6 protein-coding genes are annotated in these 16541 nt (G+C 43.0%); all 6 read left to right on the forward strand.

The genetic code is table 11. The annotated features are described in order from the left end of the window. Positions 1-207 precede the first annotated feature (207 nt). Positions 208-378 (forward strand): photosystem II assembly protein Psb34, encoded by a 171-nt coding sequence (psb34, locus tag GNE10_RS19520; RefSeq protein WP_185566586.1) that lies wholly within the window; start codon positions 208-210, stop codon positions 376-378. Positions 379-684: 306 nt separating this feature from the next. Next, positions 685-2289 carry a M48 family metalloprotease gene (locus GNE10_RS19525; protein ID WP_185566587.1) on the forward strand — a complete coding sequence of 535 codons (1605 nt, stop codon included), beginning with the start codon at positions 685-687 and terminating at the stop codon, positions 2287-2289. Positions 2290-2565: 276 nt separating this feature from the next. After that, positions 2566-3348 carry a COP23 domain-containing protein gene (locus tag GNE10_RS19530; RefSeq protein WP_185566588.1) on the forward strand — a complete coding sequence of 261 codons (783 nt, stop codon included), beginning with the start codon at positions 2566-2568 and terminating at the stop codon, positions 3346-3348. 680 nt (positions 3349-4028) lie between these two features. Then, complete coding sequence (locus tag GNE10_RS19535; RefSeq protein ID WP_185566589.1) at positions 4029-7868, forward strand: putative Ig domain-containing protein; 3840 nt, start codon at positions 4029-4031, stop codon at positions 7866-7868. A 106-nt stretch (positions 7869-7974) separates the two neighbouring features. Continuing rightward, the gene (locus GNE10_RS19540) at positions 7975-13416 is read left to right on the forward strand and encodes a phytase (protein WP_185566590.1); all 5442 of its coding nucleotides are present in this window, start codon (positions 7975-7977) and stop codon (positions 13414-13416) included. A gap of 614 nt (positions 13417-14030) precedes the next feature. After that, positions 14031-16541: esterase-like activity of phytase family protein (locus GNE10_RS19545; protein WP_185566591.1), on the forward strand; the 2511-nt coding region annotated here is incomplete at its 3' end.

Consider the following 16541-nt stretch of genomic DNA (forward strand, 5'->3'; position numbering starts at 1 on the left):
CCCTTCCCCTTTCCCCTTTCCCCTTTAACCGAACCGTATTGATAGGAGAACCGTTTCGCCAAAATCCGCGATCGCCCGCCATAGGCATCACCGATAAGCAGAGTTTATTACATCTATCACTCTTTTGTTGTCAAGCCTAGTTGACGTTTTGTAACAAAGTTGTTAAATTTATTTACATAAGTTAATAAACAACCAAGAGAAAAAATTATGTATACCACAGTAAATGAAGACGGCGTTCTCAATAACTATGCAAATGAACCCAAGATGTATTACGCTGAGTACCCTGCGATTTGGGAACAACGCAAATACTTGATTCAAGGTGTTTTTGCAATGTTAATCGTCACTACTCTAATTTTGGTTAGTCTCAGCGTTAGCTAAGAATTTTTAGATTTCGGTATCGCCATATCTCATCGTCATTCTCACTTCTCGACTTGACCTCGGCTAATTTAGCCGGGGTTTTTTGTGTTATAAAATAGCAGCCAATACAGTTCGGTTAAAGGGGAAAGGGGAAAGGGGAAAGGGACTCATGTTTCAAATACATCTTTTACCCCTTACCCCTTAACCTTTTCCCAGTTCATAGTGATTATCCGAACCGTATTGAAATAGCAGCTATCGTTCCATATACGTAATACCCAATTCCTCGTAACATTGAAAAAACAGCTTTTTGCATAGGTCGTACCTGGCATGAAACGAACCTGGAAGTCTCTACTGCTAGCTTGTAACTGGATATTACTGTCGATTGGGACATCAATTTTAATTATCTTGATGCAGCCAACAGCACCAGTTCCAGCACAAGAACCTGCTGCGTCTACTACAGTTGAAACGACTAAAGATCAAAAATTACCCGAAGCGATACAACCTTCATCAACAAAACAAGCCTCGCCGGAAGTTTCCGAACCAAAAAAGCCAGAACCTCCACAGGAACCGACACTTAGTCCTCAAGAAATTACCCGTCAGCTAAAATTTATTGAAGCCGATAGACTTTATCTCGCCGGACAAATTCCCCAAGCAGAAAAAATTTACCGCGAAGTCAAAGAACCTTTTAGCAAAACAAGCATACCCCAAGAACGTAAACCAGCTATACTCGATCCCACGCAACTATCACCAGGAGGTAAGGTATACTGGCGAGAATCAGAGGCGGGGATAACAAGTAAGTTAGAAACAAAAACTTTAGTACCTCTGCAATTATTAGTCGAGCAATATCCAGAATTTATCCCTGGTCATATCCGATATGCTCAAATTTTGAAACAATACGATCGCCCCAAAGAAGCCTTAGATATATTAGAACGAGCATCTTCTCTTTATCCAGACCAAGCAGAATTAGTGAAAGCGAGAGTCAACGCCTTGGCTGGTGAAAAAAAATGGATGGAAGCTTCCTTAGCGGCGCGTCAGTTTGCCATTCTCAACCCCGAAGACCCCCAAGCGGCTGAATTTACAAACTTAGCACAAGAAAATCTCGAACGTTACAAAAAACATATCCGAGCAGAAATTCGAGGCAACGTCATCGGTAATATTATTACAGGAGCCTTGGGTTACGCTTTGACTGGCAGTTTGCTTGGGCCATTTTCGGCAGTTGATTCTACCATTATTCTGCTACAAGGTGAAAGAGCAATAGGGGATTCCGTAGCCCAAGAAGCAAAAAAACAATTGAATGCCATTACAGACGAAAGTGTTTTGGCATACGTCAACGAAATCGGACAGAAATTAGCTAAAGTAACTGGGCGTGAAGAATTTAAATACGAATTTTTTGTAATTCCAGAAGCAAGCCTCAATGCTTTTGCATTACCAGGGGGTAAAATCTTTATTAATGCCGGAGCGATCGCCAAGACTAATTCCGAAGCAGAATTAGCTGGATTAATTGGCCATGAATTATCTCATGTTGTTTTATCTCACGGTTTTCAATTAATCACCCAAGGCAACTTAATTTCTAACGTTACCCAATATCTTCCCTTAGGTGGAACCATCGGTCAACTCTTTGCCCTCAGTTACAGTCGCGACATGGAACGTCAAGCAGATACCCTTGGCACGCGCTTAATTGTAGCCAGTGGTTACGCTGCTGACGGCTTGCGTAATTTAATGGTGACATTAGATAAACAGCAAAAAAATGCACCTCCTAGTTGGTTGTCCTCCCATCCCGGCGGCGGGGAACGAGTTAATAATTTAGAAAACCTGATTACCCGTAGTAGTTACAATCGTTACGCTTACGAAGGAGTCGGACATCATCGAGAAATTCAAGCACGGGTGAACAAGTTACTCCAAGAGAAAAAAGCCAGAGAAGAAAAAAAATAGGTTTTTCATGAATCAAAAAATAGAATTATTCGTCATTTAACTAAAGAAGTCAGAAGTCAGAAGTCAGAAGTCAGAATTCAGTAATGCTTGATTTCACCGATTATTCATCCCCCAGCGATGCACTGAGCCTGTCGAAGTGTCATACAGAATTCCTAACTGAATTCTAAGGACTGACTCTTTTAAGTTTCCATCAAAGGAAGCCTCCGCTCAAACTTCTCTGTGAATTCTTTGTTGTTAAACTATCAATTTCCTATCTATTTATACTGGAGGATGGCTATGTCATCAAAACTGCTGCAATTAATATCTTTGGGGAGTATCGGCTTATGTTTGTGTCTGGGTAATTCCGCAGCAATGGCGCAATACGATCCTTATCCCACTGAAGATGGAGTAGTAGTGCCAACAGTACCATCAGGTGGCACATCAGCACCAGTACCAATCGACACATCAACAGGCATACCAACATCACCTACCTCTGACAGTACAACTCGCTTTAGTTGTCAGACTTACAATGGTCAATACACTGTCATGTATCAGCCACAAAGTCAACCAGGACAATACTTTCCTTGGGCTGCACCTGCAACTTTGGGCGGCGGTTGGGATGCTGAAAAACGTTGTGTAGCAATTGCTAACCGCTTGGAACAGTATCGCCCAGATGGTTTACAAGAACTCCAGACATCTGTACAAAATAATGAAAACATTGTCTGCGTCACCACAGAAGCTAACCCTACCTGTAGAATTGTGTTGACAGTACCCCGTGGGAAAGATCCCGTTGTTATCCGTAACAGCATTTTCCAAAACTTGACCACTGCTGATAGCGGACAGCAAACCATAGCCGTTAACACCTATGGCGATCGCTCATCAGGCAGCATATATAATTTAGGACGCACACTTCTAGGCAGTGGCAATAATCGAGTTAGTTCATACAGAGGAGGGATTAATCTCAAGCCATTCCTTGATATCAGAGATGGTGGTACTGCCAGAAACCTCCGCAATGGAGTTGGAATTCGTCGCCAGTCTCAACCAAACTCTGTTCGCCTCAATCCTGGTAATTTCCGTTAATTGGGCAAAACGCCATACACAGAGACGTTGCATTGCAACGTCTCTACATTATAAAAATTTATATTTATTTTGATTTTTTTCAAAAAATTGTGGTTTACAAATATTTCAGAATTTTTCGGGTAAAAATTCTGAAATATTTGTGTTTTTGGCTGTAATTTATCGTAGTTACGGCATAGCTGAGAACATCAATTCACCATCAAATCCTGATACCAAGAGACTTTTAACTCTGTTGGTTCTCATTTATTGCCTATTTTTTTATTAATTCAACTATCTGTTATTTTAACCTTTTGCTAGCTGTTTCTTAACTTCATTCAGATAGTTTAAGGTGGCTGAATAGTTAAATGCTGAAAAAATTGTACAAATAACTTCTGTTAATTGCCAAGAATGGCGGTTTAGCAGCTGTATTTGGTATTGCTCTGGCTTTAATTGCGAAGTGCATCTTTGCAGTTAAAACAGAACTCAGAATTCAGAATTCAGAATGCAATCAGTGGCGGGTCTAAATCCCCCACTGATTGTTCGCGTAGCGTCTCTAAGAGTTGCCATGTCGCAGGCTTTACGCTCCGCTATTTGCCAGTTGCACAGAATTGAATTCTGAATTCTGACTCCTGACTCCTGAATTCTGACTCCTGACTCCTGAATTCTGACTCCTGAATTCTTTATTCTTAAAGCAAGAGGTTGTTATGTCCAAAATCCTTATCAATGAATTTTATCGTGGTGGAACCCTGACCACAACTGACGAATTCATCGAGCTTTTGCTTACTGAAGATTTGACTGCTACACAGCTTGAGTCTTTCTTTGTGGGAGACTCCACAAGTAGCAAAGCCTCTAAGTTTTCTGCTTATAAATTTACAAATGTTAGTTCTATAGCCTCCACCTTTAAAGCAGGAACTATCATTACAGTTGGTGGAACTACAGCTATCAGCCAGGATACATCATATAATCCATCAACTGGTGACTGGAATATAGCTCTCAATGCTGGTGGTTCGTTCCTACCTAACGCCAACAGTGGCAATACTGGAGATATTGCTGGTGATGATGTTGTTTGGGTAGATACTACAAATAGCGGTGCTACGATTTCCCCAGATGGATTTGCTGTAGATATTGGCACTGCAACAGGAGCATTCACAAGCGCCGCAAATGTCAATTTTGGCACTAGCACCAACAACACAGGCTATGCATTAAACTCTGACTTGGCAGGTGCAACAAACACTACCAACTGGACGACAGGAATTGCCTTTGCTTCAACTACACCTGGTTTGGCCAATGGTGGAGCCAATACAACTTATATCAATAATCTACGCTCTATTCCACCATTACCAACTTTAACTTTCAGTATTACTCCTAGCTCATTTGCCGAAAATGCTGGGGCTAATGCTGCTACAGCCACTTTGACACGCTCAGACACCTCCACATCAAATTTAGTTGTCAATTTGAGCAGTAACGATACAACTGAGGCAACAGTACCCACAACTGTCACCTTCACAGGCAATAGTTCCACTGTCACCTTTGCCATTGATGCCGTAGACGATGTAATAGTTGATGGCTCCCAGACAGTGACCATAACTGCTTCAGCTACAGGTTTTACTAATGCTAATGCAGATATTACGGTGACAGATAATGAAGTAGCCCCATCCATTAAGATTAGCGAAATTCAGGGAGTAGGGCATATCTCACCCTTGGCAGGTCAAATCGTTAACAATGTAGCGGGAATCGTCACAGTCAGAACAAGTAACGGTTTTTACTTGCAAGACCCCAATCCAGATAACGACGATCGCACCTCTGAAGCCATTTTTGTCTTCACCTCATCAGCACCAACGGTAGCTGTGGGGGATTCTGTATTAGTTACCGGCACAGTCACCGAATTTCGTCCTGGTGGTAATGCAAATAACCTGACGACTACAGAAATTACTAGCCCTACCGTTGTCAAACTCTCCAGTGGCAATGCTTTGCCCAGTGCGACTATTCTTGGCAACGGCGGCCGGACTATTCCCACTCAAGTAATTAATAACGATGCTGTGGGTGGAAATGTAGAAAATCCTGCCACATTATTTGACCCTGCCCAAGATGGGATCGATTTCTACGAAAGCTTAGAAGGAATGCTGGTACAGGTAAATAATCCTGTGGCAGTTAGCCCGACAAATTCTTTTGGGGAGATTTGGGTACTGGCAGACAACGGCGCTAACGCCACCGGACGTACAGCACGCGGTGGTATAGGCATTAGTGCCAATGATTTTAATCCCGAACGCATCCAAATAGATGACACATTGTTCACTTCTGGTAGCTCACCACAAGTTAATGTTGGTGCGACTTTCGGCACAATTACAGGTGTGGTTGATTATAACTTCAGTAACTACGAAGTTCTGCCAACTTCGGTGAGTGTTACCTCCAACACCCTAACCAAAGAAGTCACTAATTTAACTGCCACCACCAACCAACTGACAATTGCTACCTTCAACGTCGAAAATCTTGACCCAAACGATAGTGCAAGCAAGTTTAACAACCTTGCCAACAGTATTGTCAATAATTTGAAATCCCCTGACATCATTTCTCTAGAAGAAATTCAGGACAATAACGGCCCGACCAACGATAGCGTAGTTGATGCCAGCGTTACCTTCCAAAAATTAATTGATACTATAGCCGCAGCTGGCGGCCCCACCTACGAATATCGTCAAATTAACCCAGTGGACGATACCAATGGCGGCGAACCTGGGGGAAATATCCGCGTCGGCTTCTTATTTAATCCCAACCGCGTCAGCTTTATAGATCGTCCCGGTGGTACTTCTACCTCCAGCACCACAGTCACCAATAACTCTGGTGTTCCGGTAATTTCTAATAGTCCCGGTTTGATTGACCCCACCAACTCGGCTTTCAATAGCAGTCGCAAACCCTTAGTTGGTGAATTTATTTTCAACGGCGAAACCGTGTATGTAATTGGTAATCACTTTAATTCCAAAGGTGGCGACCAACCTCTATACGGCCCGAATCAACCACCAACGCTGACTAGCGAAGTGCAGCGCCAACAACAAGCCACGTTGGTGAAAAACTTTGTTGAAAGCATTTTAGCCATTAATCCTAATGCCAATGTAGTGGTGGCTGGTGACTTGAATGACTTTGAGTTTTCCAATCCTGTCAGCATCCTAGAAAGCGCTGGGCTGACTTCTTTAATTGAAACTCTGCCTCAAAACGAGCGTTACACCTACAACTTTGAAGGCAACGCCCAAACCCTTGACCACATCTTAGTTAGTAACAACTTGTTGGGTAAACTAGATGCCTATGATGTAGTCCACATCAACTCAGAATTTGCCGAGCAAGATAGCGACCACGACCCCAGTGTGGCTAGGTTTAACATATCTGGAAACAATGCCCCCACTGACATAATATTGAGTGCTACCAACGTCAATGAGAATGTTCCAGCAAACACAACCATCAGTACATTTACCACCATCGACCCTGACACAGGTAACACTTTTACATACAGCTTGGTTACGGGAACTGGCGATACTGATAACGCCGCCTTCACAATAGATGGCAACAGCTTACAAATCAAAGCTTCCCCAGACTTTGAAACCAAATCTGCCTACAGCATTCGGTTACGCAGTACCGATAATGGTGGGCTTTCTGTGGAAAAGGTGTTGAGTATCCAAGTCAAGGACATTAATGAAGCACCCACAGTGGTGCAAGCCATTGACGACCAAATCATTTCTACAAACAAAGTTTTTTCTTTCAATGTCAGTAACAAATTCACTGATATCGATGCAGGGGACACCCTGAGTTACAGCGCCAGTGGTTTACCAAGTGGGGCTAGTATCGCTGCTAACACTGGAGTCATCTCCGGCGCTGTGTCCAAAACTGGCATTTTTGCAGTTACAGTCACCGCCACCGATAAGAAAGGACTGACAGCCAGCGATACCTTTGAACTGACTGTGGCTAACAACAAAGCCACATCTGGGAACGACATCATCTTTGTGGAAGAACTTACTGGTTTAGATCGGTACATAGTTAATGCTCAAGGAGGCAGCGATCGCATTATCGGCACCAACGGCAGTGAATTAATCAACGGTGGAGCAGGCAACGATTACCTGGATGGCAAAGGAGGTACAGACGTACTCCTTGGTGATGGCGGTAATGACACAATTTTAGGCGGACTTGGCAAAGATATAGTTTTTGGTGGTGATGGCAACGATCGCCTCATTGGTTGGGGAGGAGGTAGCGACGAAATCGACCTGCTCAACGGCGACCAAGGTGCAGATACTTACGTTTTAGGCGACCCCACCTCTGTTTTCTATGCTAATTCCGGTAAAAGCGACTACGCAGAGATTCTCAACTTACAGACAAGCGATCGCATTGAACTTAAAGGAATTGCTAATAATTATTCCTTAGGTTCAGCATCATCTGTATCTATCATTCAATCCGCCGTCGGTATTTTCACCAACAATGGTACAGAATTGATTGCTGTTGTGGAAACCGGTTTAAACCAAAATACAAATTTGGCAACAGATAACCGTTTTGTTTTCGTTTAAAGCTCACGCAGAGGCGCAGAGACGCAAAGGAGCAAAGGAGAGAAACTCCTAACTCCTAACTCCTCACTCCTAACTCCTAACTCCTAACTCCCCACCCCCCATTTTTATGACAAACACAATTCGCTTTTCTCAATTCAATGCTTCCTTGAATCGCAATGCTGGAGGTCAGTTAGTAACGGATCTTTCTACTCCTGATAATGCTCAGGCAAAGGCGGTGGCAGAAATCATTCAGCGCAATAACCCAGATGTGCTGCTAATTAACGAGTTTGATTACTCTGTGGAAGCAGTTGAATTATTTGTGCAAAATTATTTAGCGGTGAGTCAAAATGGTGCAACTCCTGTTGATTACCCCTACTTTTACATTGCTCCTTCTAATACGGGTATTGCTTCTGGGTTTGATTTGAACAACGACGGTAAAATCGTTACCACCCCAGGGGAAGCGGGATATGGCGATGATGCCTTGGGATTTGGTAACTTTCCTGGGCAATTTGGAATGTTGCTGTTGTCGAAATATCCCATCGATACTGCTAATATCCGCACTTTCCAAAAGTTCCTGTGGAAGGATATGCCTGATGCCTTGCTTCCTGATGATGCTGCGACTCCAGAGGCAAATGATTGGTATTCTCCTGAGGAACTGGCAATTCTACGTCTTTCTTCTAAAAGCCACTGGGATATACCAATCCAAGTCAACGGCAAGACAATTCATGTCCTCGCCAGCCACCCCACACCACCGGTGTTTGATGGGCCAGAAGACCGCAACGGTAAACGCAATCATGATGAAATTCGCTTTTGGGCAGATTATATTACTGCTGGTAAAGGCAATTACATCTATGATGATGCAGGTAAAACAGGCGGTATTGCTACTGGGTCAAGTTTTGTGATTATGGGCGACCAAAATGCTGACCCATTAGATGGTGATAGTGTTGACTTTGCCATCCGCCAATTATTGCAAAATCCCGGTATTAATACTAATGTCATCCCTAGCAGTCTTGGCGGCCCCCAACAAGCAGCTTTACAAGGTGGTGTCAATGCCAATCATCAAAGTAATCCGGCTTTTGACACGGCAGATTTTAGCGATACTACTCCTGGAAACCTGCGGTCTGATTATGTACTGCCCTCTGCTGACTTGACAATTGCCAATTCTGGAGTATTTTGGCCGCTGAATACTGACCCGACATTTTCCCCAGTGGGTACTTTTCCCTTTCCTAGTTCCGACCATCGCTTGGTGTTTGCAGAGGTGGAAACCGGGGCAAGCGAACCAGGTAAAACCATTCCCGGCGCGGAATTTGTGACACAAAGTACCTTCGTCACTGGCTTTATTCCTGATGGTGCGGCGGGAAGTGTGAATGGTACAGCGACTCCAGTGGGGGGATTATCTGGTGTCAGCTACGACGCTGTTAACAATGTCTACTATGCCATCTCTGATGCTAGGTCTGATAGCAATGGTTTGGCTCGTTTCTACACTTTCACCACTGATAATGGGGTGACTTTCACTAATGTCACTCCTTTAAAAGATAGCAACGGCAACTTTTTTGCAACCAACAGCCTCGACCCAGAAGGTATTGCTTTAACCAATAACGGCACTGTTTTCATTTCTTCAGAAGGGGAAGTTCGACCGGATTTGGGTGCAAGTCGTGTTACTAATCCCTTTATTAAAGAGTTTTCTTTGGCTACAGGTCAAGAATTGCGATCGCTACCCGTGCCCACTAAATTTTTGCCAGTGGTTGCAGACACCAACAATAATGGTGTTGTAGATGCAGGTGATACCCAAACGTCAGGGGTTTACAATAATCTGGCATTTGAAAGCCTCACCATCACACCAGACCAAAAAACTCTGTTCACCGCCACTGAAAACGCCTTATCCCAAGATGGTTTGAGGGCTTCACTCACCAGTGGTAGCCGTTCGCGGATTGTGCAATACAATTTAGTTACCGGACAACCAGAAAAAGAATACCTTTATATCACCGAAGCAATCCCGGAACCACCAAACCCCGGCACAGGTTCCGCTGACAATGGTTTGGTGGATTTATTAGCAATTGATAATCGTGGCACTTTACTGGCGTTGGAACGTTCCTTTGCACAAGGTGTAGGCAACACCATCAAAATTTACGAAGTTTCTTTGCAAGGTGCAACAGATATTAGTTTTTACAATTCTCTCAATGATTTGAGTGTCGAGCAACTAGCAGCGATTAAACCCAGTCAAAAACGCCTGCTGTTGAATTTAAGCGATTTGAATCTTCCTACTGATGCCAATCACCCAATTACGGGATTGGATAATATAGAAGGTCTGGCCTTGGGGCCCAAATTAGCCGATGGTCGTCAGTCCATTGTGTTGGTGAGTGACAACAACTTTGGTAGCACCCAATTTACCCAAATCCTCACCTTGGGTGCAGATTTAGTTCCCACTGCTGCGCCTACGGTGGAAACTACCCCCGATTTGTTGGATGATGAAACGCTCCCAGTTGATGAACGTGGCGATGCTGATGACCCTGCCATTTATGTGAATGCTAGCAATTCCGCCGATAGTTTAGTATTGACTTCCGTGAAAAATGCCGGACTGCGGGTTTATGATTTGTCTGGTAATTTGTTGCAAACAGTTAATCCTGGTGGGATTCGCTACAACAACATTGATTTGCAATACGGTTTTAAATTAGGCAATCAATCCATTGATATTGCCGTAGCTAGCGATCGCCAAAATGATAAACTAGCAATCTTCAAAATTAACCCCAACACCCCCGGACAATACTTAGAAGACATTACCGATAGCAGCATTGGCACTCTCTTCCAAGGGCTACCCTTTGCAGAACCTTATTCTTCATCTTCTCGCAGTGCTTACGGGTTGGCGTTGTACCGCAGTCCCATCACCAATGATTACTATGTCTTTGTGAATCGCCGGGAAACCGGAGATGTGGCTCAGTATAAACTGATTGATAAAGGTAATGGTAAAATTGGTATCCAACAACTACGAGAATTTACTGTACCAACAATTGGCGATCGCGAACCTCAAACTGAGGGCATGGTGGTAGACCAAGAAACAGGCTTTCTCTACATCGGGCAGGAAGATGTCGGTATTTGGAAGTACCAAGCAGAACCAAATGGTGGCAGCACTGGCAAGTTAATTGATAAAGTTAAAGACTTGGGCGGTAATTACCTCACCAATGATGTCGAAGGATTGACCATTTACTACGGTAAAAATGGCACAGGCTACTTACTGGCATCCAGCCAAGGTGACAACACCTTTGTTGCCTATACCCGTGAAGGTAACAACGATTTTATCTGTAACTTTGCTGTTGGTAACAACGGGCCAATTGATAGCGTCCAAGAGTCAGACGGTGCAGATGTGATTAACGTGCCACTGGGGCCTAACTTCCCATTTGGTTTATTTGTGACTCAAGATGGTTCCAATGAACCAGGTAAAATAGTTAGCGATGAAGGTGAAGAAGAAAATATCAGTTCTAACTTCAAATTCGTACCTTGGCAAAATATTGCTAACGCTTTGCCCAATCCTTTAAATATCGACACCACCAGCTACGATCCCCGTAATCCCGTCGCCCAACCAAAGCTGACTATTTATGACTTTGAAAATTTACCCAAGTTAGGTACAACCTCTGAAAATCAAGATATTTTCTTGGGTGGTTTTTCTGGGTTGTATTTTCAAGGAATTGCAGCAAATGGCAACCTGAAGTTTGTCACCAACACAGACCGAGGCCCCAATGGAGAACCTGATGGCGTTAATAGACCATTTTTATTACCAGATTTCCAGCCGGAAATAATTAGCTTTGAACTTAACCGCACCACTGGTGAAATTACCATTACCAACAGAACCAAGCTATTTCGGCAAGATGGAACAACGCCATTAACAGGACTACCCAATTTGCAAGCTGTAGGAAACGGTTTAGCTTACACAGATGAAATTGCCGTTGACTTAGACAACAATGTTTTAGCTAACGATCCTTTGGGTGCAGATTTGGAAGGAATTGTAGTTGCCAAAAATGGTGACTATTGGTTGGTGGATGAATATCGCCCCGCCATTTACCACTTTAATAGCAATGGTAAACTGATTGAGCGCTTTATTCCTCAAGGAACCGCCACCGCATCCGACCCAGACCAACCAGCCGGAACCTTTGGCATTGAAGTATTGCCTGCGGTTTATGCCCAGCGCCGCAATAACCGGGGATTTGAAGCTGTGGCATTGGAAGGCAATAAATTATACGCCTTTATTCAAAGTCCAATTGATAATCCTGATGTTGCTAATGATGGGACTTCTAAAGCTTCTCTCAATCTGCGAATTCTAGAGTTTGATATTGTCACTAAGCAAGTAACAGCAGAGTATTTATATCGCCTAGAAGGTCTGCCAGCAACCGATAAAATTGGCGATGCAGTTTCCTTGGGTAACGGTAAATTTGCAGTAGTCGAGCGTGATGACAATGGTACATCTGCTGGCAATAAATTAATTTACCAAATTGATTTAGCCGGGGCAACCAACATCAATAACCCAGGGAATTTTACTTTACCAGCCGGGAAAACCATTGAGCAATTGACCTCTGCGGAACTAGCTGCTGCCAATATTACCCCTGTGACTAAGAGTTTAATTGCTAACGCTGCTCAATTGGGTTACACCGGGGTGGAAAAATTAGAAGGTTTGGCGCTGGTAGCACCCAACACCCTAGCTTTGCTCAATGATAACGACTTCAACGTTACAGGAAATACTCCTGCTGAAAGATTGGGCATTCTGGAACTACCTAATAACTTAACAACTGTAGAGCCTACTTTCCCTGATGGTTTTGGTTCTAGCAACAGCGATGATGTGACACTCAAGCCAGGACAAACATTTTTTGCTGGTGATGGTGCAGACTTTGTAGAAGGTGCTACAGGTAATACAATTCGAGCCGGAAGGGGTGACGACATTGTACTGGTAGGTAGTGACTCTTGTGTATCCGGTCAAAAAGGTGACGACCAGATATTTATTGGTCAAAATGGTGCGGCTAAAAGTACTAATGTTGATGGTGGCGATGGTGACGATGTAATTACTGTGGTGGAAGCCGATGGTAGTAATAATTTATTCGGAGCCGCAGGCGATGATATTCTCACAGTAATTGAAGGTTCTCGCCAATATTTATTCGGTGGAGATGGTAACGACACCCTCAGCAGTGGAGGTAGCAAAAACCGTTTGTATGGTGGTTCTGGTGATGACATCTTGTTGTCAAATGTCGATGACTTTTTGTTTGGTGGCGATGGCGATGATGTGCTGTTTGCTGGTATTGCAGGTGGTAATAAACTCAGTGGTGGCACTGGTATTGACCAATTTTGGATTGCTAGTAGCAGTTTGCCAACTGCTAAGAACATCGTCAGTGATTTTACAGCAGGCATTGATAAAATTGGGCTTGGCGGTATTGGGGTGACTCAATTTAGTGCCTTAACGCTGTTGCAACAGGGTAGTGACACTTTGGTGAAAACTGGAAATACAGAGTTGGCTTTGTTGGTTGGAATTACTGCAACTAGTCTCAGTGCCAATGATTTTGTTTTCTCAACTAGTATAGTTAGCTAATTGCTTCACCTGGCATAATCCTAATGGAAATTCCTGAACAATAATAGATCCCCGACTTCTTAAAGAAGTCGGGGATCATAAATTTATTGGGCGCTAGTGGTTCATCGCATTAGTTACGAGGGGTAAACTCATTCTTAATTTTTCTTCCTTTGCGCTCTTTGCGTCCTTTGTGGTAGCCTGCGGCAAGCCGCTACGCGTCTACGTTTTTTTACTCTCAAAATTAATACGATAGACCACTAGTTTTGAGGGTTTTAACGAACCGCAAAGTACGCAAAGTACGCAAAGAAAGAGGGATAAGAAAAGAAGTTAAAAAGTTAATTTACTGAGTACAATTAATACGATGGACTACTAGCTTTAAATATATTTTTCGCAGTGTTTGTTGATAAAATTTGATAAATATTATTATTTAATAATAACTTTATTTTAATCGTTTCTTCCGCTTCATTTATTCTTTTCTTAATCTTTCAATGAAAATATCTTTAAGGCTATAGCAATGCTATTGAGTTGTGAAAAACATCAATGTTAGCTGTTGACAGTCATCAGTCATCAGTGAACACTCAACATTTCATCATTGTTGCGATCGCTCTTAAATCAAACACTCCAAAAACATTCTCATTATGGCAATTGAATTAGTAGGTTTTGCCTCTTTACCAGCTGATACCTATGGTGAAGGGCCTGCTTCTGGTGAGGAAATTTCCGGCAATGGTAGAACCGGCCCTTTCCCAGGACAGCCAATACAAGGATTTAGCGGTGTACAATTTGCTAATAATAACTCTCTCTATTTTCTCTCAGATAATGGTTACGGTAGCAAAGATAATAGTGAAGATTTTTTGTTACGTATCCATCGTTTAGACCCCAGTTTTAAGGGCAGAGAAAATGGTGATGGCACTGTCAAGGTTTTAGATTACATTCAACTTGCCGATCCTCACAATAAAATTCCTTTTTCCATAGTTAATGAAGGAACTTCTGAGAGATTATTAACTGGTGCTGACTTTGACGTAGAATCATTTGTATTTGATAAAGATGGCACTATTTGGGTGGGAGAGGAATTCGGCCCTTACCTGCTACATTTTGATGCTGCTGGTAATTTATTAGAAGCTCCCATTGCTACACCTGATTTTTTTAAAACCTTAGATGGCGAAGCACCATTTGTTATCGGTCATAGAGGTGCTAGTGGAAAGCTTCCAGAACATACTTTAGAGGCTTATAAACAAGCAATTGAGGACGGCGCTGATTTTATCGAGCCTGATTTAGTTGTGACAAAAGATGGCGTGTTAATTGCTCGCCATGAGCCTGCTTTGGCAATTTTAAACGCTGATGGTACTGTGAATTTCAGCAATACCACCACAGATGTTTATGATATTACCAAGTATCCACAGTTTGCCGATCGCAAAAAAACAGTCAGCCTCGATGGAACTGAAATCACTGGTTGGTTTGCTGAAGATTTTACTCTAGAAGAAATCAAGAGTTTAAAAGCCATACAGCGTTTACCTTTCCGCGACCAATCTTTTAACGGTGAATTTGAAATTCCCACTCTGGCGGAAGTCATTGACTTGGTGAAACAAGTGGAAGCCGAGACTGGTAAAAAAATTGGCATCTATCCTGAAACCAAGCATCCCACTTATTTTGCTCAGGAAGCCACCTATGTAGGTACTACAGAGAAAATTAACAGAAACATCAGTGAAATTCTCATCGACACCCTCAAAGCTGAGAATTTCACCGATCCCAGTCGCATTTTCATTCAGTCCTTTGAAGTTGGCAATCTCAAGGATCTACACGATCGCATTATGCCGAATGCTGGTGTAGATATTCCACTGGTTCAACTCCTAGACGCAGCTGGCATTGCTTTAGATGGTACTCTCATTGAAACTCAGCCTTATGACTTCCAAGTTAACAATGATTCCCGCACTTATGGTGATTTACGAACTACACAGGGTTTAGCTGAAATCGCCACCTATGCTGATGGTATTGGCCCTTGGAAACGGATGATTGTCAGTGTTAGAGGAACTGATGCCAATAACGATGGTTTGGCAGATGACATCAACAACGATGGGGTAGTGGATGAATCTGACAGAAGTGTGTTACCTCCCACCACTTTAGTTGCAGATGCTCACAATGCAGGTTTGCAGGTGCATCCTTATACCTTCCGTAACGAAGATTTGTATCTGGCAGCAGACTACAAAGGTAATCCAGAATTAGAATTTCAGCAATTCTTTCAATTAGGTGTAGACGCACTGTTCACAGACTTTCCAGACACAGGGGATAAAGTCCGTGATTTCTTGAGTAATCCTGAGAATAACTTAGTGCGATCGCCACAAAACCCAGATGCAATCTCAGGAGATGCTTTTCCCAACTTGGGTGGTTCCAAAGGTTTTGAAGGGGGAGCAATCAACGCCAGCAAAACCAAACTTTATCTGCTGCTAGAGGGTACAGTCCAAGGCGATACTCCTGGTGCTTTGCGAATCAACGAATTTGATATTGCTAGCAAAGAGTATACTGGTAAGAAACTTTACTATAAACTGGAAAATCCTGGATATGCCATCGGGGATTTAGCAGTCATCAACGACAACGAGTATCTGGTAATTGAGCGGGATAATGGTCAAGGCGCTGCTGCTCAATTTAAGAAAATCTACAAAATTGATTTGTCTAAAACAGATGCTGATGGCTACGTAGAAAAACAAGAAGTTGCAAATTTATTAAATATCCAAGACCCCAACGACCTCAATGGCGATGGTAAAACCACCTTCGACTTCCCCTTTGTCACAATTGAAAATGTTTTAGTTGTTGACAAAAACACCATTTTAGTCGCCAATGATAACAACTATCCCTTTTCTACAGGTCGTCCAGGAAACGATCCCCAAAATCCAGTCATCGACAACAATGAAATTATTCTCCTGAAATTGGAGACTCCTCTCAATCTCGCTCCAGGCTTAGGTCAACCCCCAGCAGAACAACTTAACTTTGGCTCTAGTAACAGCGATAGCATTACAGTGGAACCAAACCAAACCTTATTTACAGGTGATGGTGCAGACTTTGTAGAAAGCACTGAAGGTAATACAATCCAAACTGGAAGCGGTGAAGATACGGTGTTAGTTGGCAGTGACTCTTCAGTATCCGCAGGGGAC

Origin of the sequence: Nostoc sp. 2RC, from assembly GCF_014222165.1 — a bacterium.
Taxonomy (GTDB): Bacteria; Cyanobacteriota; Cyanobacteriia; order Cyanobacteriales; family Nostocaceae; genus Nostoc; species Nostoc linckia.

Bases quoted from the DNA above. Each gene is read 5' to 3' on its own strand.
- GNE10_RS19540 (WP_185566590.1), top strand. From the start codon at position 7,975: ATGACAAACACAATTCGCTTTTCTCAATTCAATGCTTCCTTGAATCGC.
- GNE10_RS19535 (WP_185566589.1), top strand. From the start codon at position 4,029: ATGTCCAAAATCCTTATCAATGAATTTTATCGTGGTGGAACCCTGACC.
- GNE10_RS19525 (WP_185566587.1), top strand. From the start codon at position 685: ATGAAACGAACCTGGAAGTCTCTACTGCTAGCTTGTAACTGGATATTA.
- psb34 (WP_185566586.1), top strand. From the start codon at position 208: ATGTATACCACAGTAAATGAAGACGGCGTTCTCAATAACTATGCAAAT.
- GNE10_RS19530 (WP_185566588.1), top strand. From the start codon at position 2,566: ATGTCATCAAAACTGCTGCAATTAATATCTTTGGGGAGTATCGGCTTA.